The organism is Bartonella sp. 11B (genome assembly GCF_002022625.1).
Taxonomy (GTDB): domain Bacteria; phylum Pseudomonadota; class Alphaproteobacteria; order Rhizobiales; family Rhizobiaceae; genus Bartonella; species Bartonella rochalimae.
In genome coordinates this window covers 1557501-1579438 of record NZ_CP019783.1, presented here as the reverse complement: position 1 = coordinate 1579438, position 21938 = coordinate 1557501, and the positions used below count along the sequence as shown (strand labels likewise).

At 40.3% G+C, this 21938-nt stretch carries 12 protein-coding genes, 1 tRNA gene, 2 rRNA genes and 5 pseudogenes (1 of these 20 only partly in view); 15 read left to right on the top strand and 5 right to left on the bottom strand.

Annotation, left to right across the window (positions count from 1 at the left end):
- Positions 1 to 543: 543 nt before the first annotated feature.
- The 3 genes from Bho11B_RS06820 to Bho11B_RS06810 all read left to right on the top strand — a co-directional run bounded on the left by Bho11B_RS06820 (position 544) and on the right by Bho11B_RS06810 (position 3706).
- A 23S ribosomal RNA gene (locus Bho11B_RS06820) occupies positions 544 to 3341 on the top strand.
- 87 nt (positions 3342 to 3428) lie between these two features.
- Positions 3429 to 3543 (top strand): 5S ribosomal RNA (gene rrf / locus Bho11B_RS06815).
- A gap of 87 nt (positions 3544 to 3630) precedes the next feature.
- Positions 3631 to 3706 (top strand) — tRNA-Met (locus Bho11B_RS06810).
- Between the two features lie 1280 nt (positions 3707 to 4986).
- Here the strand turns inward: Bho11B_RS06810 and Bho11B_RS06920 are convergent.
- Positions 4987 to 5130 (bottom strand): hypothetical protein, encoded by a 144-nt coding sequence (locus tag Bho11B_RS06920; RefSeq protein WP_153300956.1) that lies wholly within the window; start codon positions 5128 to 5130, stop codon positions 4987 to 4989.
- Positions 5131 to 5911: 781 nt separating this feature from the next.
- Between Bho11B_RS06920 and Bho11B_RS07325 the strand changes: the two genes are divergently transcribed.
- The 4 genes and pseudogenes from Bho11B_RS07325 (at position 5912) to Bho11B_RS07310 (ending at position 7383) form a co-directional block, all read left to right on the top strand.
- A complete protein-coding gene (locus tag Bho11B_RS07325; RefSeq protein ID WP_245289531.1) occupies positions 5912 to 6418 on the top strand; it encodes an ATP phosphoribosyltransferase regulatory subunit in 507 nt (168 codons plus the stop codon).
- Positions 6419 to 6684: 266 nt separating this feature from the next.
- Positions 6685 to 6849, top strand: coding sequence for an ATP phosphoribosyltransferase regulatory subunit (locus tag Bho11B_RS07415; RefSeq protein ID WP_371455145.1), 165 nt, complete (start codon positions 6685 to 6687; stop codon positions 6847 to 6849).
- A 61-nt stretch (positions 6850 to 6910) separates the two neighbouring features.
- A pseudogene (locus Bho11B_RS07410) lies at positions 6911 to 7174 on the top strand (hypothetical protein); the annotation flags it as partial.
- Positions 7175 to 7188: 14 nt separating this feature from the next.
- On the top strand, positions 7189 to 7383 hold the full coding sequence (locus Bho11B_RS07310; protein WP_245289535.1) for a hypothetical protein: 195 nt from the start codon (positions 7189 to 7191) through the stop codon (positions 7381 to 7383).
- Between the two features lie 139 nt (positions 7384 to 7522).
- Here the strand turns inward: Bho11B_RS07310 and Bho11B_RS06795 are convergent.
- Positions 7523 to 8036: pseudogene (locus Bho11B_RS06795) on the bottom strand (peroxiredoxin); the annotation flags it as partial.
- A 214-nt stretch (positions 8037 to 8250) separates the two neighbouring features.
- On the opposite strand from Bho11B_RS06795, the pseudogene Bho11B_RS06790 reads away from it, so the two are divergent.
- Positions 8251 to 9871: pseudogene (locus Bho11B_RS06790) on the top strand (alpha-D-glucose phosphate-specific phosphoglucomutase).
- 26 nt (positions 9872 to 9897) lie between these two features.
- Here the strand turns inward: Bho11B_RS06790 and fumC are convergent.
- Positions 9898 to 11285: pseudogene (gene fumC, locus Bho11B_RS06785) on the bottom strand (class II fumarate hydratase).
- A gap of 288 nt (positions 11286 to 11573) precedes the next feature.
- Here fumC and groES point away from each other — a divergent pair.
- The 7 genes and pseudogenes from groES (at position 11574) to Bho11B_RS06750 (ending at position 19357) form a co-directional block, all read left to right on the top strand.
- On the top strand, positions 11574 to 11870 hold the full coding sequence (groES, locus tag Bho11B_RS06780) for a co-chaperone GroES (RefSeq protein ID WP_035007457.1): 297 nt from the start codon (positions 11574 to 11576) through the stop codon (positions 11868 to 11870).
- A 56-nt stretch (positions 11871 to 11926) separates the two neighbouring features.
- A pseudogene (gene groL, locus Bho11B_RS06775) lies at positions 11927 to 13569 on the top strand (chaperonin GroEL).
- 200 nt (positions 13570 to 13769) lie between these two features.
- Positions 13770 to 14108, top strand: a complete 339-nt coding sequence (locus Bho11B_RS06770) for a zinc ribbon domain-containing protein YjdM (protein WP_035007461.1) — start codon at positions 13770 to 13772, stop codon at positions 14106 to 14108.
- 586 nt (positions 14109 to 14694) lie between these two features.
- The gene (locus Bho11B_RS06765; RefSeq protein ID WP_078673963.1) at positions 14695 to 15525 is read left to right on the top strand and encodes a ferredoxin--NADP reductase; all 831 of its coding nucleotides are present in this window, start codon (positions 14695 to 14697) and stop codon (positions 15523 to 15525) included.
- 483 nt (positions 15526 to 16008) lie between these two features.
- Positions 16009 to 16926, top strand: a complete 918-nt coding sequence (locus tag Bho11B_RS06760) for a rhodanese-related sulfurtransferase (RefSeq protein ID WP_035007464.1) — start codon at positions 16009 to 16011, stop codon at positions 16924 to 16926.
- A 641-nt stretch (positions 16927 to 17567) separates the two neighbouring features.
- Entirely contained in the window at positions 17568 to 18701 is a 1134-nt protein-coding gene (locus tag Bho11B_RS06755; protein ID WP_078674122.1) for a type III PLP-dependent enzyme, read from the top strand.
- A gap of 71 nt (positions 18702 to 18772) precedes the next feature.
- A complete protein-coding gene (locus Bho11B_RS06750) occupies positions 18773 to 19357 on the top strand; it encodes a GNAT family N-acetyltransferase (RefSeq protein WP_035007467.1) in 585 nt (194 codons plus the stop codon).
- A gap of 164 nt (positions 19358 to 19521) precedes the next feature.
- On the opposite strand, the gene Bho11B_RS06745 is transcribed toward Bho11B_RS06750, so the two are convergent.
- Together Bho11B_RS06745 and Bho11B_RS06740 are read right to left on the bottom strand one after the other, a co-directional pair.
- On the bottom strand, positions 19522 to 21114 hold the full coding sequence (locus Bho11B_RS06745; protein WP_078674163.1) for a DHA2 family efflux MFS transporter permease subunit: 1593 nt from the start codon (positions 21112 to 21114) through the stop codon (positions 19522 to 19524).
- A 20-nt stretch (positions 21115 to 21134) separates the two neighbouring features.
- Positions 21135 to 21938, bottom strand: partial view of an HlyD family secretion protein gene (locus Bho11B_RS06740; RefSeq protein ID WP_078674162.1) — the 3' portion only. Its footprint extends 285 nt past the window's final position; 804 of the gene's 1089 nt are visible here — the last part of the coding sequence; the start codon falls outside the window, past its right edge; it ends in the stop codon at positions 21135 to 21137.

Below are 21938 nucleotides of genomic sequence, written 5' to 3'. Positions count from 1 at the left end.
CGATCCCGTCCGGCCACCATATGGTTCATCATCATTGTTAAAAGAATAGTTATTGCAAGAGATGAAGTAATCTCTTGCCTGTTCTATTGAAATCGTGAAGAAGAAGGTATATTCAGACATTTTTTGCTTCCTTCTGTCCTGGTAAAGAAATTTTTAAAGGATGGATGGCTAAAAAGAAGGTTTTTAAAATGCAGCATAGCTTTAAAAAGTTCTGTGGGGACTTGTTCAAACATAGAGGCTTTTTTCTCTTGTAGAAGAGAGCTTAATTATACACTCAAGTGAGAGTTTATAAGGACAAAAGAACAAGACCTTTTCATTGAGGAAATCTTTTGAGTAGAATAATGTGTCGCAAGGAAACGCTCAAATTCCTTGCTTAATGATTGGCAACTTAACCGTGCCATTGAATATATCTCGAGAAGTTGGTCTTTTCTGCTGATATTTTTGTTTTGTGTGCTGATTATAGAGATTGCATGATTTTTAAATCAATTTTATCTCGATGATTGTGCATAGACGAATTGATAAATGAATATTGGCAATGAGAATGATCAAGTGTCTTAAGGGCATTTGGTGGATGCCTTGGCATGCACAGGCGAAGAAGGACGTGATACGCTGCGATAAGCTACGGGGAGGTGCGAATACCCTTTGATCCGTAGATTTCCGAATGGGGCAACCACCTTAGATTGCTAGAAAATTAAGCTGCTTCATAAAAGCGGTTTAATTTTCTAGTAATCACAAATAGGTATCTACACCTGAATAAAATAGGTGTAAGAAGCGAACGCAGGGAACTGAAACATCTAAGTACCTGTAGGAAAGGACATCAAAAGAGACTCCGTTAGTAGTGGCGAGCGAACGCGGACCAGGCCAGTGGCTTAAGTTAAGAAAAGTAGAATTGATTGGAAATCAAACCAAAGAGGGTGATAGTCCCGTATACGTAAATCTGATTTAAGTCCTTGAGTAAGGCGGGACACGTGAAATCCTGTCTGAATATGGGTCGACCACGATCCAAGCCTAAGTACTCGTGCATGACCGATAGCGAACCAGTACCGTGAGGGAAAGGTGAAAAGTACCCCGACAAGGGGAGTGAAAAAGAACCTGAAACCGAATGCCTACAAACAGTCGGAGCCCAAGATACGTTCTGGGTGACGGCGTACCTTTTGTATAATGGGTCAGCGACTTAGTCTAACGAGCAAGCTTAAACCGATAGGTGGCGTAGCGAAAGCGAGTCTGAACAGGGCGTTCAGTTCGTTGGATTAGACCCGAAACCGAGTGATCTAGCTATGAGCAGGCTGAAGGTAAGGTAACACTTACTGAAGGGCCGAACCCGTATCTGTTGCAATAGATTGGGATGACTTGTGGCTAGGGGTGAAAGGCCAATCAAACTCGGAAATAGCTGGTTCTCCGCGAAATCTATTTAGGTAGAGCGTTAGTTTTATTCTCCAGGGGTAGAGCACTGGATGGGCTAGGGGTCCTCACCGGATTACCAAACCTAACCAAACTCCGAATACCTGGAAGAAATAACTGGCAGACACACGGCGGGTGCTAACGTCCGTCGTGGAAAGGGCAACAACCCTAACCACCATCTAAGGTCCCCAAGTTATGGCTAAGTGGGAAAGGATGTGAGGATCCCAAAACAACCAGGATGTTGGCTTAGAAGCAGCCATCATTTAAAGAAAGCGTAACAGCTCACTGGTCTAAATAAGGGTCTTTGCGCCGAAAATGTAACGGGGCTCAAGCCATACACCGAAGCTGTGGATTTACTCTTATGAGTAAGTGGTAGCGGAGCGTTCCGTAAGCCTGTGAAGGGAGACTCGTGAGAGCTCCTGGAGGTATCGGAAGTGAGAATGCTGACATGAGTAACGATAAAGGGAGTGAGAGACTCCCTCGCCGAAAGTCCAAGGGTTCCTGCTTAAAGTTAATCTGAGCAGGGTGAGTCGGCCCCTAAGGCGAGGCCGAAAGGCGTAGTCGATGGGAACCACGTTAATATTCGTGGACCTGTGGGAAGTGACGGATTGCGTAAATTGTAAGGTCTTATTGGATTGATCTTGCAGTGAAGGAATTCCAGGAAATAGCTCCCACGTATAGACCGTACCCGAAACCGACACAGGTGGACAGGTAGAGAATACTAAGGCGCTTGAGAGAACTACGTTGAAGGAACTCGGCAAATTGCACGCGTAACTTCGGAAGAAGCGTGACCCTTTAGCGGGCAACCGTTAAAGGGTGGCACAGACCAGGGGGTAGCGACTGTTTACCAAAACACAGGGCTCTGCGAAGTCGCAAGACGATGTATAGGGTCTGACGCCTGCCCGGTGCTGGAAGGTTAAGAGGAGATGTGCAAGCATTGAATTGAAGCCCAGTAAACGGCGGCCGTAACTATAACGGTCCTAAGGTAGCGAAATTCCTTGTCGGGTAAGTTCCGACCTGCACGAATGGCGTAACGACTTCCCCGCTGTCTCCAACGTAGACTCAGTGAAATTGAATTCCCCGTGAAGATGCGGGGTTCCTGCGTTAGACGGAAAGACCCCGTGCACCTTTACTATAGCTTTACACTGGCATTTGTGGCGATATGTGTAGGATAGGTGGTAGACTTTGAAGCAGGGGCGCAAGCCTTTGTGGAGTCGTCCTTGAAATACCACCCTTATCGACATGGATGTCTAACTGCGGTCCGTTATCCGGATCCAGGACAGTGTATGGTGGGTAGTTTGACTGGGGCGGTCGCCTCCTAAAGAGTAACGGAGGCGCGCGATGGTAGGCTCAGAACGGTCGGAAATCGTTTGTTGAGTGTAATGGCATAAGCCTGCCTGACTGTGAGACTGACAAGTCGAGCAGAGTCGAAAGACGGTCATAGTGATCCGGTGTCCCGTGTGGAAGGGCCATCGCTCAACGGATAAAAGGTACGCCGGGGATAACAGGCTGATGACCCCCAAGAGTCCATATCGACGGGGTTGTTTGGCACCTCGATGTCGACTCATCGCATCCTGGGGCTGGAGCAGGTCCCAAGGGTATGGCTGTTCGCCATTTAAAGCGGTACGTGAGTTGGGTTCAGAACGTCGTGAGACAGTTCGGTCCCTATCTGCCGTGGGTGTAGGAATATTGACAGGATCTGTCCCTAGTACGAGAGGACCGGGATGGACGTATCTCTGGTGGACCTGTTGTGGCGCCAGCCGCATAGCAGGGTAGCTATATACGGACGGGATAACCGCTGAAGGCATCTAAGCGGGAAACCCACCTGAAAACGAGTATTCCCTGAGAACCGTGGTAGACCACCACGTTGATAGGTCAGGTGTGGAAGTATGGTAACATATGAAGCTTACTGATACTAATCGTTCGATAGGCTTGATCGTTCTCATTCCCTCTATTCATTTAAAAAAACAAAACAAATTAAAATAGCAATAAGACAACTTCTCTTTCCTTTCTATGCTTTTCGCTGACTTGGTGGTTATGGCGGAGCGCCTGCACCCGATCCCATCCCGAACTCGGCCGTGAAACGTTCCAGCGCTGATGGTACTTTGTCTTAAGGCACGGGAGAGTAAGTCGCTGCCAGGTCTGCTAAGCGCATAGAAAGAATTCTTCAACACTCTTCAAAAAATATCTAAAAATCGTCGTATCCTTTCTGCGACAATTCTTCCGTGACGCGGGTGGAGCAGCCCGGTAGCTCGTCAGGCTCATAACCTGAAGGCCGCAGGTTCAAATCCTGCCCCCGCAACCAGTCTCGGATCAATAAGTTTGTATCAATAAAATAATCCTTAAAATAAACGCGACAAGAGATCGGTAGGCGATCCAACACAAAAAAAGACTCCTTCCTCTTTGGAGCGGTGTTGTTGGGGAATAATAAAAACCACTGGAAAAGATCCTTCTCAGGTGAACATCCGTTTTGAAGGCATGATGCATCATGAGGGAAATATCCAGGTCACTTCAAATCAATGTACTAGACGTCAAGAGAAGCGGGAAGAGGATCCGTTTCAGATGAGACGTCCGTTTTGAAGGCATGGATGCGTCATGAGGGAAAATACCCAGGTCGCTTCAAATCAATGTACCGAGACGCCAAGAGAGAAGCGGGAAGAGGATCCGTCTCAGATGAGACGTCCGTTTTGATGGATGGTGCATCATGAGGGAAAATACCCAGGTCGCTTCAAAAAAAGGTCTTTAATAAAAAGCTGCACACGTGGTGCACTTTTGTAAAGCTGGTTTTACTTTGTAGAGTTCTTAAAGGTTGATCAGCCTCTTTGTCTCAAAATCGAAATTTTACAATGTGTAAGAATGAGACCGTCTCTATGACCATAATATCCAGAATGCTGGCAATTACAGCACCAAGAAGGCTCGCAAAAAAACTCCACAATCCAATCTTAGAAGCTGGCTTATGGCTTTATCCGCAATTGCAAAACTGTTTTGGGCTCCTTTATGAGTAGGAGCATTCTGCGAGAGAGCTTCTACCTGTTTGTTCAGTGATTGAATAGCTTCTTTAGTTTTTTGTTCGCTGTTTGATAAATATCAATCGCACGTTCTGCAGTATTTTCTGCTTCAGCTTGTGATAGTCCATTGTTTGTCAGCTGATGGATGACATCGCGACGATCAATCTGGTGTTCAGCTTTTTAACACGATCCGAAGGCGTTCGCCGAGTTGTTTAACCAAAAGACATAGTTAGAAGGATCATTCTTAAAAGATGTGATGGTAGAACGAAGGTCTTTGACTGATTCTCTATAAGCTTATAGAGATTGTCCGGATTGAGGGCTGGAATATCACTTTATTTAAAAGTGCCTGTAAGTCATTGCTGAGTTTGTTAAAATCAAACAGAGCATTCCTTTTATCGTTGAAAAAATCCTCAAATTTTTACGTCTGTGAGAGAACAAGTTTGCCACCTTCTGAACTAAAATCACTGATCGCTTGTTTCGTTGTGTTGCAACTCCTGAACAGTCTTAGCGCCTAAATGAGCTGCGCCAGAAAGTAAAATGCACTTTGGAGCGCCACCAAAAGCATAAAAGGCCCAGGTCAAAAAACCGTGAAGCGCTCCTGAGTATCCGAAAAACGACCAGCAACATAACCTCCAAGACCAAAGCTTAGACAAAAAATAAAAATTGAACTCACCCCAACAGAGAGAAAACTCTTCTCTAGTGAAAGGAGAAAAAAAGTCATTTGGTTTAAGCCTAAGGCTGCTAACAAAATGAAAAAACAAACCGATGTTGCTAAAACGTTAGTAATCCAGCAAAAATCGAGGACCAAGATAAAACAGACGGTCTATAGTGACAACTTTCCGTCTCTAAAGAAAATTCGCCTGTAAAATGTCGCTCTAAGGGATGCTTCGTTGGATCCGCGTTTCCATATCTCTCTCTCCTTCAATAATTCTTAAACTTAAAATGAGAAAAACCAATGCAAGTTCCAAAAAAAATGAAAAAAGGAAAAAACAAACTGAAATCAAAATGCTAAAAAGCTTAAGAAGGAGACAAAATAATACGCAACAAGTATAGCCTATCTCACTCCGCACTGTGAAAAAAGAAAATCACACAAACAATATTGCTCAGACTTCTTCAAAAGGAGAAACCATACAAAAAAACATAAAAATGAAAAAAAAACAAAAACTGTCAACTCGCTGAGCATTTTAAAGTAAGCAACAGATAACAGAAAAATAATCCAAATATACAATAATTAAATATCAAATAAGAAATTGGAAAAGGCCTTAAGAGAATGATTTAAAAGCGTGAGGAAAATTTTATGAGATAAAGCTTTTTGATTATATGTTGTTTTTAGCTTCTTTGATGGCACGTTTAGGGAAAAATTGATATCATTAAGTTGGTGATAGAGGTGATATTTGGTGGTGTATAACCGCAATTATATAAAATCGTTGCAGCGTTTGTTATGATAGATAGACACAGTATCTATCAAGACACATTGCTGCTATTGCTGCTAGAGAAAAACAATGGCTATGAAACAAGAAAGAACAAAAGCCCGTTTACCCCCGGTTTTATTGACCGCACAAGCGCGCAATTATATAGTATTGAAACAATGGTTGCTCAAATTCGTGAGGTTTATGAACTTTACGGTTTTGAGCATTGGAAACGCCGATTTTGAATATACGGATGTTCTTGGTAAATTCTTGCCCGATTCAGATCGACCAAATGCGGGTGTTTTTTCTTTGCAAGATGATGATGAGCAATGGATGTCTTTACGCTATGATTTGACTGCTCCGTTAGCTCGTTATTTTTCCGAGAATTTTGAAACTTTACCTAAGCCCTATCGAAGCTATCGTTATGGGCCAGTTTTTCGGAATGAGAAGCCAGGACCAGGACGTTTTCGACAATTTATGCAATTTGATGCCGATATTGTTGGGGCACCAACGGTGTTGGCTGATGCAGAAATCTGCATGATGGCAGCAGATAGTCTAGAAAGATTAGGGATTCAGCAGGAAATTATGTTATTCGTTTGAATAATCGGAAGATCTTGGACGGCGTTTTGGGATTGATTGTCTTGGCGGAAAGGAGCAGAGAGAAACGCTTAACTGTTCTGAGAGCTATTGATAAGCTCGATAAATTTGGTTCAGAAGGGTTCGCTTGCTTTTAGGGCAGGGCGTTTGGATGAAAGTGGTGATTTTACCAAAGGAGCGGGACTAAAGGACAAAGAAATTGAGTGTGTTCTTGCTTTGATGGCTGTTAGTGCTGAGACAGCTGAGGAAACAATTGATAATCTGAAAAGATGGTTGAGCATAGTGATCAAGCGCTTGAAGGTCTCTGTGAGCTTGAAGAAATGCAAGCGATTTTTGCTGAAAATGGCTATCAGAACCGTATCAAAATTGATCCATCAGTTGTGCGAGGATTAGAATATTATACAGGACCTGTTTTGAAGCTGCTCTACTTTTGATATTTTTAATGATGATGGGCAAAAAGTTGTGTTTGGATCTGTTGGTGGAGGGGACGTTACGATGGGCTGGTTGCTCGCTTTCGTGGGGAAAATATTCCAGCAACAGGTTTTTCTGTTGGTGTTCACGTTTGATATCTGCTTTGCAAAATCTTGGCAAACTTCCTGTGAAGGAAACGATAGGTCCCGTTGTGGTTTAATGATGGATAAAGAACCAGAAGCTCTCGTACGCTATCAAAAAATGGTCATGCGTTTACGCCAAGCGGGGATTCGATCTGAACTCTATTTAGGTGCATCAGGGATTAAAGCACAGATGAAATATGCTGATCGGCGTCGTGCGCCGTGTGTAGTTATTCAGGGGCACAAGAGCGCCAAGAAGGAAAAATTCAGATCAAAGATTTGGTCGAGGGAGCACGTTTATCCCACGAAATTAAAGATAATCAAACATGGCGTGAGAGTCGACCAGCACAAATAACTGTCGATGAAGATCAACTCGTTCAAACAGTTCAAAATATTCTCGTTTCTCAAAGATCATAGAATCTTTAAGGCTCAAAAATCATAAAATCTTTAGGAACGGAAAAAACTTAAAATCCCTTCCCTTTTTTATATAAAAATAAGGGAAGGGAGGGAAAAATCAGGTGGGAAAATAACCGCTACTGGGAAATAACCGCTACAATTACCCTTGTAGGATCTTTAAAATATTTTGTGGTGAGGAGACTTCGTAAGGATCTGTGGCACAATTGTCTGATATGCCTGGCTCTTCAAACCATTGTTCAATTATGCCATCCTGAATCACAGCAGCATAGCGCCATGACCGCATACCAAAACCGATATTATCTTTGGCAACCAACATTCCCATTTTCCGTGTAAATTCACCCGATCCATCGGGAATAAGTTTCACATTTTAATGCCTTGGTCTTTTCCCCATGCATTCATAACGAAAGCATCATTTACGGAAACGCAATAAATTTCATCAATACCTACTTTTTTAAATTCATCATAGAGTTTTTCAAAATCAGGAAGTTGAAAAGTTGAGCAAGTAGGTGTAAAGGCTCCGGGCAGGGAGAAAAGAATAACCCGTTTTCCTTTGAAATAAGTGTCGCTGTTGACATCTTGCCACCGATAAGGATTATCGCCACTCACTGATTCATCACGAACACGTGTGTGGAAGTAACATTGGGAACTTTTTTCTAAACATGATTGCACTCCTGTGCTTTATATAAGAAGGGTATTTCCGACAATTTTGAGTTTGTTTTATCTTTAAGGATGTCGTATAGTTTCTTTAATTTGCAGGTATTTTATGTTTGCGTCAAGAGAAATTAATAATCAATTTTAAGGGAGTATTCATGTTTCAATTAAGTCATTATGCTTTGCAGGTGTCAGTATGACGGCGAATATTATTTCATGACGGTGAATATTATTTCGACAACGGCTTTTAAAGATCAAAAGCTTGGAACGTCTGGTTTGCGCAAAAGGTATCGACTTTTCAACAGCCTCATTATGTTGAAAATTTATTCAATCTATTTTTAATACTGTGGGACCTCTTAAGGGAAATTGCTCATTTTGGGAGGAGATGGACGCTATTTAAATCGGACACTTATTCAGATCGTGTTAAAAATGGCTGCTGCCAATGGTGTTGGATGTATTAAAGTCGGTAAAGGAGGGATTTTATCTACACCTGCTGTTTCGCATCTTATTCGCAAGTATCATGCTCATGGTGGTATTATTTTCTCGGCAAGTCATAATCCTGGAGGAGAACAGGGTGATTGCGGGATAAAATATAATATTTCTCATGGGGGACCAGCACCTACTTCTTTGTGTAATGCTATTTTGCTGCATCACAACATTTGTCTTTTTATAAAATTGTTGACGTTTCAGAGATCAATTTAGATAGGCAAGGAACGGTATTTATTGGGTCTATGCAGGTTGATGTGATCGATCCCGTTGCAGATTATAGTGCGCTGATGCAGGAAATTTTGATTTTGAGTGTATTGCTCAAGCGGTTTCTGAAGGATTAAACTTCCGGTTTGATGCAATGCATGCTGTGACGGGCCCTTATGCGCAAGAAATTTTTGAAAAATGCTTAGGATTCCTGAAGGAACAGTTGTTCATGGAATACCTTTACCGGATTTGGTGGCAAACATCCAGATCCGAATTTGGTTCATGCTAAGGATTTATATGATTTATTAATGTCAGAGAAAGGGCCTGACTTGGGAGCTGCTTCTGATGGCGATGGAGATCGTAATCTTATTATTGGTCGCCAACAATTTATCACTCCTTCTGATTCTCTTGCGATTATGGCTGATCATGCTTCTTTAATTAAAGGATATCGACGAGGTCTTGTGGGCGTTGCACGCTCTATGCCAACTGGGCGTGCTGTCGATTGCGTTGCAGAGAAAAAAGGATTGAATTTGTTTGAAACGCCAACGGGGTGGAAATTTTTCGGAACACTCCTTGATGCTGGAAAAATAACTTTTTGTGGGGAAGAAAGCTTTGGCACAGGGTCGGATCATGTGCGCGAAAAGGATGGATTATGGGCTGTTTTATTCTGGTTGAATCTTCTTGCTGTTACAAAAAAAACAGTGGCGCAAATTGCTCAACAGCATTGGCGTACCTATGGACGTTTTTATTTTTCACGATATGATTATGAAGAGGTGGAGTCCCACAAAGCTTTTGCAATGGTAGAACAATTATCCGCATGCTTACCAGAGCCAGGAACAAAAGTAGCTGGATTAACGGTCGAAAAGGCCGATGATTTTATTTATCATGACCCCATTGATCATAGTGTGAGTATACGGCAAGGGGTCCGTATTTTTTTTGACAATGGGGCACGTTTAGTGGTTCGTCTTTCTGGACGGGAACAACAGGAGCTCTTGTTCGGCTTTATCTTGAACAGTATGAGGGAGATCCCCGTAAGCATAATCAAGATCCACAACAAGCTCTTCATCCTTTAAAGCAAGCTGCTTTTGAGGTGTTAAAAATCAAACATCATTTAGGACGAGAACAGCCCGATATTATTACATAAACGTTTTTTTGGCAATAATTCTTCTCTTATTGTGGATGAATCATCTTTTGAGGATCAACAAGTCGATCATAATCAGCAGCAGAAACACCTGCTTTTAAAGCTTCTTCACGGAGACTTGTCCCATTTTTATAGGCTGTTTTAGCAATTTCAGCGGCTTTTTCATATCCAATTTCTGGAGCAAGAGCAGTAACCAACATGAGAGAACGTTCCATCAAAGCGTGAATATGCTCTCTATTTGCTTGTAATCCTTGGATACAATATGTCTCAAAAGAGCGCATACAATCTCCTAAAAGATTAAGTGATTGCAATACATTATATCCAATAACTGGCTTATAGGTATTGAGTTCAAAATGTCCTTGGCTGGCAGCAAATGTGATGCAGCTATGGTTGCCAAAGACTTGGCAAGCAACCATGGTCAAAGCTTCACATTGTGTTGGATTGACTTTTCCCGGCATGATAGAAGAACCTGGCTCATTTTCTGGAAGGTTCAACTCACCTAATCCTGAACGAGGTCCCGATCCTAAGAAACGAATGTCATTGGCAATTTTGAACAGGTCAGCTGCTAAGGCATTGAGGCTGCCATGAAAATGCGTAAGAGCTCCGTGATGAGCGAGCGCTTCAAATTTATTATGAGCGGTTTTGAAAGGGATCCCTGTAAGAGTGCTTATTGTTTCGGCAAATGCTTTATCAAAGCCCGATGGAGCATTGAGACCTGTTCCGACGGCTGTGCCTCCTTGAGCAAGCATTTGAACATCGGTGAGTGCTGTTTCAATTCGTGTGCGATTGGCTTCTAGAGCGGTACGATAGCCTGAAAATTCTTGTCCTAATGTAAGAGGTGTTGCATCTTGAGTATGGGTTCGCCCGATTTTGATGATGTCGGTAAATTCTTTTTCTTTTTTCTGTAGGCTCGCAATAAGGGCATCAAGAGCTGGTAACAGATGTTGGCGTGTTTGCAGTGTGGTGGCAATATGTAAGGCTGTGGGAAAGGAATCGTTAGAGGATTGGCTCATATTCACATGATCATTCGGGTGAACTGGTGTTTTGCTTCCAAGAGCTCCTCCCAAAAGGACATTAGCATGGTTGGCAATGACTTCATTGACATTCATATTGCTTTGTGTGCCGGAGCCTGTTTGCCAAACAGAAAGAGGAAAATGAGCATCGAATTTTCCTGCAAGGACTTCATCAGCTGCAGTAACAATCGTTTGCCCGATATTTGCGGAAGTTTTCCTTTTTCCATATTAACGAGAGCTGCGGCTTTTTTAATAAGACTTAAGGCATAAATTACGGTCAAGGGTTGTTTTTCTATCCCTATATTAAAATGATGAAGGGAACGTTCCGTTTGTGCTCCCCAATAACGATCATTACGTACGGCGATTGTTCCAAAACTATCAGTTTCTTGACGAGTTGTAAGCATGACGACCCCTATGATGATTCATTTAAGTTTTTTATACTATAGATTAATCAAAGAAAAATTAAGTGCTAAAATTTTTTATAATGGAAAACAGTTAACAAGACTATTGCTCAAATTTTCCACGAGAGAAAACGGAGGACGACAAAAAGGTGCAGATTAATTTTTATTGAGAACCCTTGACATTGTAACAAGGCATTTTTATATTTGTTTTATTGTTAGCACTCGTCGCAAGAGAGTGCTAATAGGAACTTAAGATTAATTCAGTTATATTAAGTTTTAAGGATATAAAACATGGCTAATATACAATTCCGCCCACTTCACGATCGTGTCGTTGTTCGTCGGGTTGAATCTGAAAATAAAACAGCTGGTGGGATTATCATCCCTGATACAGCAAAGGAAAAACCTCAAGAGGGTGAAATTATTGCGGTTGGGAATGGTGCTCTCGACGATAATGGAAAGCGCGTTCCTCTAGAAGTGAAAGCAGGAGACCGCGTCTTGTTTGGCAAATGGTCTGGAACTGAAGTTAAGATTAATGGTGAAGACCTCTTAATCATGAAAGAGTCTGATATTATGGGAATTTTGGGTTAATCCAATTTCTCAATTATTTTATTTGATTATTTAAGACAACTCCAAGGAGAAATTAAATGGCTGCTAAAGAAGTCAAATTTGGCCGTGAAGCGCGTGAGCGTTTATTGCGCGGTGTTGATATCCTTGCTAATGCTGTTAAGGTAACGCTCGGCCCTAAAGGGCGCAATGTGGTAATTGATAAATCATTTGGCGCGCCTCGTATTACAAAAGATGGTGTATCTGTTGCAAAAGAAATTGAATTGGAAGATAAGTTCGAAAATATGGGCGCGCAAATGTTGCGTGAAGTGGCTTCGAAAACCAATGACATTGCAGGTGATGGAACAACAACAGCTACTGTTTTAGGACAAGCAATCGTACAAGAAGGTGTAAAGGCTGTTGCTGCTGGGATGAACCCAATGTGTCTCAAGCGTGGGATTGATGCAGCTGTTGAAGAAGTCGTTGAAAATCTTTCAAAAAAGCAAAAAAAATTCAAACTTCAGCAGAAATTGCGCAAGTTGCAACGATTTCCGCAAATGGTGCTGTTGAAATTGGGAAAATGATTGCCGATGCTATGGAAAAAGTGGGCAATGAAGGCGTCATCACAGTGGAAGAAGCGAAAACAGCTGAAACTGAATTAGAAGTTGTTGAAGGTATGCAATTTGACCGTGGCTATTTGTCTCCTTACTTTGTGACAAATGCTGAAAAGATGGTTGCTGATCTTGATGATCCTTATATCCTGATTCACGAAAAGAAACTGTCTAATTTGCAATCTTTGCTTCCTGTTCTTGAAGCAGTTGTGCAATCCGGTAAACCTCTCCTTATTATCGCAGAAGATGTGGAAGGTGAGGCTTTGGCAACCCTCGTGGTTAATAAATTGCGTGGTGGTTTGAAAATCGCTGCTGTTAAAGCTCCAGGATTTGGTGATCGCCGTAAAGCGATGTTAGAAGATATTGCTATCTTAACATCGGGTCAGGTTATTTCTGAGGATGTTGGCATTAAGCTTGAAAATGTTACCTTAGATATGCTTGGACGTGCAAAGAAAGTTAATATCACTAAAGAAAACACAACCATTATTGATGGTGCTGGGCATAAGGCTGAAATTACTGCACGTGTTAACCAGATTAAAGCACAGATTGAAGAAACAACTTCTGACTATGATCGTGAAAAACTGCAAGAAAGACTCGCAAAACTTGCTGGTGGTGTTGCCGTTATTCGTGTTGGTGGTGCAACAGAAGTTGAAGTGAAAGAAAAGAAAGACCGTGTTGATGATGCCTTGAATGCAACACGAGCAGCTGTAGAAGAAGGTATTGTTGCTGGTGGTGGAACTGCACTCTTGCGTGCTGCAAATGCATTGACTGTCAAAGGAAAGAATCCTGATCAAGAGGCTGGTATCCACATTGTACGCCGTGCTTTACAAGCGCCAGCACGTCAAATCGCGATGAATGCAGGTGAAGAAGCGGCAATTATTGTTGGCAAGGTGCTGGAAAATAATTCAGATACGTTTGGTTACAATACCGCGACAGGGCAATTTGGTGACTTGATTGCTTTAGGAATTGTTGACCCAGTAAAAGTTGTCCGTTCTGCTTTACAGAATGCTGCATCGATTGCAAGCCTTCTTATCACAACAGAAGCAATGGTTGCTGAACTTCCAAAGAAAGAGACACCAATGCCTCCAATGGGCGGTGGTGGAATGGGCGGAATGGGCGGAATGGATTTCTAAGTCGCCTTCGTCAAAGATAAAAGAAAAACGGGCCTACTGGCCCGTTTTTCTTATGCTTGTTCTTTCATTTTATGACCAAATCAGCTAACAAATTTTTGCTTTGCTCATTTCAGTATATCTTGTGTTCAATAGATCTTTTTTCTTGTTTTATTGGATGCATGATTTACGATCAATAATTTCTCTTGAACAAAGGCGGATGTATGACTCAATTGCCTCAGTGTCCTCAGTGTGATGGTCTTTATACTTATGAAGACAATGGTCATTTTATTTGTCCTGAATGTGCGCATGAGTGGCCTCAAAACAAGAATGAAAAGCTTCCTATCTCTTTTGAAGTTTATGATGTTAATGGTCAGCTTTTAGCAAATGGTGATAGCGTGATGGTCATTAAAGATCTTAAAGTGAAGGGGTCTTCATCTGTTTTAAAAAGCGGTACAAAGGTTAAGAATATTCGTTTGGTAGAGGGAAATCATAATATTGATTGCAAAATACCTGGAATTGGTCAGATGGCTTTAAAGTCAGAATTTGTAAAAAAAGTTTAATACCAAAAAATGATCATCCTACACTGATGCTCTCTTTTTCAATAATAAAAGGAAGGAAGAGAGAGAAAAGAGCGTCAAAATACTCATTTTTATTTTGCAAGAAAGTATCCAATTCTTACTTGCTCTTTATTATAGAGAGAGAAATATTCTTCTTTTCTTCCTGTACTGTTTTTTATGCACTCCATAAGTTTTTTGAAAAAATAGTTATTCATATCAAAAGTTTATGAGCAGAGTCAGTAAAAGAAGAGAGAGCATAATAGTAAAATAGTATTGTGTTTTGGATCTTGTTTGTTAAGAATTTAAGTCATTGGTGAAGAATGCAATGGATGCCGAATGAGAGACAAAATATCTTTTATCGGAATTCTATAAGATTACAGTTATTACTGTTGCACTTGACTTTACTATTCGTTATTCCATTTTTTCCTTTTGCATTCATGGTATAATACATATCTATCCTTAATTCAGTATATAAACTATTGAATCAATAGTTTATATTGTAAAAAAATATCAGTAGATGATTATGCAGGGATTATACTATTTATAAAATGTATTATTAAATGTTGTATCAAAATATAAGGAAGAATTTATGAGCGCATCAGCAACCAATGTTCAGTCAAATATCGAGAATGTTGCTTTAAATTTTCCAATTCCTGAAAATGTGTTTGCGCTTACTGTTCAAGAGGTTCATCATTATACGGATAATTTATTTAAATTTCGCCTTAATCGTCCGGAAAGCTTTCGTTTTCGTTCGGGCGAATTTGTTATGATTGGTTTGCCGAATGCAGAAAAGCCAATTTATCGCGCTTATTCAATTGCAAGCCCATATTGGGATGAACAGCTCGAATTTTTTTCGATCAAGGTTCCAGGAGGACCATTAACAGAACATCTTCAAAAAATTAAAATTGGTGATACAGTTTTAATGCGTAAAAAATCGACTGGAACTTTAGTTCTTGATGCTCTTATCCCTGGAAAACGTCTTTATCTTCTTTCAACAGGGACAGGTGTTGCTCCTTTTGCAAGTCTTATTCGTGATCCCGAAACATATGAAAAATTTTCCCAGGTGGTGCTTATTCAAACAACACGTGTGTGTAATGAACTGACATATGCGAAAGATCTTGTTGCTTCTTTAGAGCATGATCCGTTAGTTGGTGAATATGTAAAACAGTTGAAATTTTATCCTATGACCACCCGCGAACCTTCAGAATATATGGGACGCATTACCACTGTTATGGAAAGCGGTGCTTTTTTTGAAAGAACTGGATTGCCGAAAATCAATCCTACGGAAGACCGTGTTATGATTTGTGGTTCGATGGCAATGCTGAAAGATTGTGCTAGGATATGTGAAACCTTTGGTCTTGTTGAAGGAGCCAATAATGCCCCGGCGACTTATGTTGTGGAACGGGCCTTTGTGGGATAAAAGAGCAACCTGTTTTACAGAATAAAAGGTGCTCATTCGTTTTTTAATTTTTCCATTCCGATCGATATGAGGAAACATTTCAATAAATTCTCTTTGTGAACTCTATTTATTAGATGAACACAGAAAGTGGTAAGGTATTCTTATATTATTATAGCTTTCTGTAAGAAAAATTATATTTGAACAAAAGATAATTCAGGATTTGAAGAAGAGTGATTTCATCAGCAACTTCGGCTGAAAATGAAGATATGCATAACTTGTCCTGTCTTTCTTATTTGAAATGCGCCTATGGGTAGGAAAAATAATTACCTTTATAATCATAATAACTGAGGAGCTGTGATGCTGGGATAGTGTCATTTTCTTTTGATAAGGGTGTTCTCTTTTCATAAAAAGATATTCTGCGTGTAGAAGCAAATGACAGAATAATATAAAAGAAAAGGACGAATAGTTCTTGAAATTAAATAAAACCCGCGTTATGTCGATGTTATGGAAAAGAAATTTAAAGTTGCTGCTCTTTATTGCTTTGCAGATTTGAAGCATTATAGTCAATTGCAAAAGCCTTTGCTGAATTTATGTCAGACAAATGGCATTAAGGGAACTCTTCTTTTAGCAAAAGAGGGAATCAACGGCACTGTTGCTGGTTCCTGCAGTGCAATTGAAAAGTTAATAGATTTTATCACTGCAGAGCCTACATTTCAAATGCCCGAGATTAAATATTCATGGGCTTCAAAAATGCCTTTTCATCGTTTGAAGGTGCGGCTAAAAAAAGAAATTGTAACAATGGGGATTGAAGATGTTAATCCGTTAAAAGTTGTTGGAACGTATGTAGCACCTGAAGACTGGAATGCTCTTATCCAAGATGAAGAAACACTTTTAATCGATACACGGAATGATTATGAATATGCGCTTGGGAGTTTTCAAGGAGCCATTGATCCTTGTATTAAAACATTTCGTGAATTTCCTGAGTGGATTATGAAACATGAAAGCGATTTGAAAAAGAAAAAGAAAATTGCTATGTTTTGTACAGGGGGTATTCGGTGTGAAAAATCAACCGCTTATGTCCGTAGCCTTGGTTATGATCAAGTTTATCACTTAAAAGGTGGTATCCTCAAATATTTGGAAACTATCCCAAAGGAAAACAGTTTGTGGCAGGGAGAGTGTTTCGTTTTTGATGAGCGTGTTTCTGTAGGACATGGTCTCGAAGAATGTGGACGCGAATTGTGTCGCGCCTGTCGTTCCCCTCTTAGTGCTGAAGATAAGCTATCCTCTCATTATGAAGAAGGTGTCTCTTGTGATGCTTGTTATAATACGCGGGATGAAAGTGATAGACAACGCTTTCGGGAACGTCATAGACAATTTCAATTATTAAAATTGCGTGCAGCGTATCCTCATTGTGAACAATAAAAGCCTTCTTTTATATCATTTTTAAAAAAGAATATTTTAAGACTGAACATTCTCTAATTTATGGTTAGATATACAGATAATAAGGGTACAAGCTTGTTCTTGTTTCCGAGTGATATGTTTCTTTTTTGCATCATTTTTTGATTAAAAGTTAAAAAAGTTTTAAAATTAAAAAAAATGATTGAAATGAATAAAAATTGGCTTTATACGCGATGTTGCCCAAAGTCGCACGTGCCTGTGGGTGTCCGCTGGTTCTCAAATGGTGGGATTAACCGGTACGGTACCTGGAACTAACCGCTCCAGTCATTCTTATGACCAATCAAAAGAATGAGGACATCTTGAAGCAACGACGGTGCGGGCCTTTCTGGTGTCTTCCAGCTGTTCAAATGCTGGGATAACTAAAGAGGCACACCTCATTGCCTTCAGTGCGGAATTGGCTTCTCAACTCCAATCAAAAAGGCAGACAACGTAGAACAATGCGGTTTTCGCGCTGTTTTTTCGTGGCATGCAATGCTTATTTCTTCCCGGTTGTTTTTAATCGGGTGAGAGAGTGGATGTATGTCTTTTGTTTTTTTTGCTATTGGCAGCGTTTGCTGCTCATTGGCGTAAAGTTAGGGATGTCTTGTCCCTAGGGAGAAGTGCAAATGGCAACGCAACGTATTCGCGATTTTCTTGCAACGCATCGTTCTGAAGGGCCCTGTTTGGTTGTTGATCTTGATGTTGTTCATGAAAATTATTTAAATTTTGAAAAGGCTCTTCCACAGTCACGTATTTTCTATGCAATCAAAGCAAATCCAGCACCTGAGATTTTGCGCTTGCTTGTTTCTTTAGGATCGTCTTTTGATGCTGCTTCTGTAGCAGAAATTGAAATGGCTTTAGCGGCAGGTGCTACAGCTAATCGTATTTCTTTTGGTAATACGATTAAGAAAGAGCGCGATATTGCGCGTGCGCATGCGCTTGGTATTTCACTTTATGCCATTGACTGTTTTGAGGAAGTAGAAAAAGTTGCTCGTGCTGCACCGGGAGCTCGTGTTTTTTGCCGCGTTCTTACTGATGGAGAAGGAGCAGAGTGGCCGTTATCGCAAAAATTTGGCTGTGTTCCTTCTATGGCTGTTGATGTCTTACGTTATGCGCATCACTTAGGTCTGCAGGCCCATGGTGTTTCCTTTCATGTGGGTTCTCAGCAGACAGATTTGAATGCATGGGATCGTGCTTTATCGGATACAGCTTTTGTTTTTAAATCTTTGGAACAAGAAGGTATTCAGTTGCAATTAGTGAATATGGGCGGTGGTTTTCCGACACGTTATTTGAAAGATATTCCAACAGTGCAAACCTATGGTATGTCCATTTTTGATGCATTGAAAAAATATTTTGGGAATCGTATTCCTGAAACAATTATCGAGCCAGGGCGCGCGATGGTAGGTAATGCGGGTGTTATACGCACAGAGGTTGTTTTGATCTCTAAAAAAGGAAAAAATGATAACGTCCGTTGGGTTTATCTTGATATTGGCAAATTTAATGGTCTGACTGAAACTATGGATGAAGCCATTCGCTATCCTATTGAAACGGCTCATGATGATCAAGCAATGGAACCATGTATTTTAGCTGGTCCGACGTGCGATTCGGCAGATATTATGTATGAAAAAACGCCTTATTTGCTTCCTCTTTCTTTAACAATAGGTGATGAACTCTTGATTCATGGGACCGGTGCTTATACAACAACTTATGCATCTGTTGCATTTAATGGTTTTGAACCTTTACGATCGTATGTAATTTGAGATTTTGTATAAGGTACCTCTCTATTTTTGCCTAATGGGGTGTTTAAGGTGCGGTTTAATGGGTAACAGAGATGAAAAAGATTCATTTTCAAGCAAAAAATGGTGCACGTTTTACGCTTATGTCTGAGCAAGAAGCCGATGCTCTTCATCGGGAGAAACTTCTCGATTTGGTCATGGGAGAAGAACGTAAGCATAAATCATCAGAAATTTTACGTTGCGGCCGGTTTCCAGCTTTTGGACTTTCTTTTGTTGTTAAAAATTTTCTTGATGAGCTCGTAGGAAGTGTGCGTCTTTGGAATATTACTTTTCACAAAGGGCAAAATGAGATTCAAGGTGCTTTGCTTTTAGGGCCTTTAGCTGTGGCAACTGAGTGTTCTGGTCTAGGCATTGGGTCAGTTTTAATGCAGCATTCAATTGAAACAGCAAAACAATTAGGCCATGGTGCTATTTTCCTCGTGGGAGATTCTGAATTTTATCAGCGTTTTGGTTTTTCAAGTCATTTAACAAAAAATTTCGCTATGCCTGGAGTTTATGAAAAACATCGTTTTCAAGCTTTGGAATTGATCCCTCAATATCTTATTGGATGTCATGGTCTTTTAGTTTCAAGTGGAGACCTACAGGATTTAAGCCATAATCAGCATTATAAAGTAGCTTAAGATTTTAGAGTATTTCATTTTACTTGTTTGTTCATAATAACGCTGAGGCTATTTTTTCGTTTTTCATTCATGAAGTCATATCATTGATATTTAAGAATATGGTTAAATTCTTTTGTTGATACATTCAGTACCATAAATGCCTATTGCCCTTTATAACATGAAACTTAATGGCCGTGAGGAATATCAGCAGAGGGTGATATTTTTTTAAGAAAAACGGTTAAGAAGGTTAAAAGACTAAAGAGAATAGTCATCATAAAGAAAATATCGCTAAAAGCCATAACTGTCGCTTGTGTGAAAGTGATACCAAAAAGTTGTAATAAGGCAAGGGCATGTGAATCAAACGTATAAGAATGGAAATACATGGTGAGCTTTGCAAGCATTTCAGTTGCTTGGATATTTCCTGCATGGATGGTTTCAGCTATTCGTCCGTAATGGAGAGCAGAGCGTTCCATCATAACAGTACCGATAATAGCAAGTCCTACTGCACCGCCGAGATTGCGTGTTAAATTAAAAAGCCCAGAGGCATTTTTCATTTTCTCTGGTGATAATGACCCAAAGGCAATGTCATTAATAGGAACCATACAGAGCATAATAGAAAACCCACGAAAAATTTGAGGCCAAAAGAGTTCCCAAAAACCCCAATCGTCGGTAACCGCAGTGGCTAGCCAGGTTCCCCATGCAAAGCTGGTGAGTCCTATAGCAATCATAAGACGTGCATCAATACGTGTTGAAAGAAATCCAGCTATAGGAGCCGTCAAAAACATAGCTAAACCTGAAATAAAGAGCGTTTCTCCAATCATAAGAGCATCATAATGACGTATTTGACTTAAATAGACAGGATAAAGATAGGTAAGACCATAAAGTCCTATTCCAAGCATAAAGGAGAAAATTGCTGCAATCGAAAAATTTCGATTCGAAAAAGCTGTGAGATCAACAATTGGTTCTTTAGCAGTAAAAGCTCGCCAAAAGAATAAACTAGCCGCTAAGATCATAATAATAAAAAGATTGAAGATCAGTTGATCATTTAACCAATCATGACGTGCACCTTCTTCTAAAATATATTCTAATGATCCCAAGAAGATTGCCATAGAGAAAAGACCCCACCAGTCAAATTTAGTTATGAGAGAGGGTTCTGCTTTATCAAAATCAATTAATTTCCAAGTTAAAATTGAGATAATAATTCCAAAAGGTACATTAATGAGAAAAAGCCAATGCCATGATAAGACATGACAGAGATATCCTCCCACTGTTGGACCAATTGTAGGCGCTAATGTTGCGACTAGGCCAACGATAGGCGAAACGATTGATTGTTTAGAGGGAGGAAAAAGTGTATACGAAGCAACAAAAACACTGGGGATAATGCCTCCGCCAATAAAGCCTTGGAGTGTACGGTAAAAGGTCATCTGCTCAATAGATGTTGCTGTAGCACAAAGAATAGATGCAATGGTAAAGCCAGCTGCTGAGAAGCTGAAGAAAATCCGTGTTGATAACAAACGCCCTAAAAAACCAGAAAGAGGCAACATAATAACTTCAGCAATAAGATAAGACGTTTGAATCCATGAAATTTCATCAGCACTTGCTGATAAACCGGCTTGAATTTCAGCTAAAGAGGAAGAAACAATTTGAATATCTAAAATAGCCATGAACATACCAAAAGTCATAGCTATGAAGACTATGATTTTACGTATGTCTATGCTCTTTTTAGCATCAGTAGATGCAAGAGAATCTGTAGATGCAAGAGGTGTCGGATTTTTCATGATAGGATCATTTAACTTTGTTATAAAGAATCTTTATTTTGTTTCCTATTCCGTGTGTCAACGGTTACGGTAACGCTCATTCCTGCTTTGATTCTTCCACTTTTTAACGCATGTTCAGGAATAGAAATCCGAATAGGAATACGTTGCGTAATTTTTGTAAAATTACCAGTAGCATTTTGTGGTGGCAAAAGAGAAAAAACAGCTCCTGTTGCGGGCGAAACAGAAAGCACTGTACCTTCAAATACATCTTTTTTGAAGGCATCAATGGAGATATAAGCAGTTTGCCCACTTTGAATATTTTGCAATTGTGTCTCTTTATAATTTGCTTCGATATAAAGCGCATGGATGGGAACTAAGGCAGCAAGGCGTTGACCATCAACGACAAAATCCCCCTTTTTTGCTGTTAAATTTCCAATAATTCCATCAAATGGAGCACGTAGAATAGTTGAATCAAGATCACGTTTTGCTTTGTCACGGGTGAGTTCAAGATTTTTTGTTTGACTTTCTACTTCATGCCGTTGTGCTTCTAATACTTGAATATTAGCACGTGCTGCAGCTATTTGCGCATCAGCCCGTGTAACATTAGCAATAGCTTGTTCGTAAGTTGATTTGGCATTGTCAACATTAGATTGGGAAACATAACGATCCGTTTTCAGTTCCGTGATCCGTTGTAAGGTGAGTTGTGCATTGGTTGCTATAGCTGAGGCAGCTGCTTTTTGTGCTTGAGCATCATCTAATGCACTATGGGCTGCCACAATTTGCGCATCAATACGCATAAGAATTTTCTGTTGTGTATCGAGATGCGCTTTTGTTTGATCTAAGGC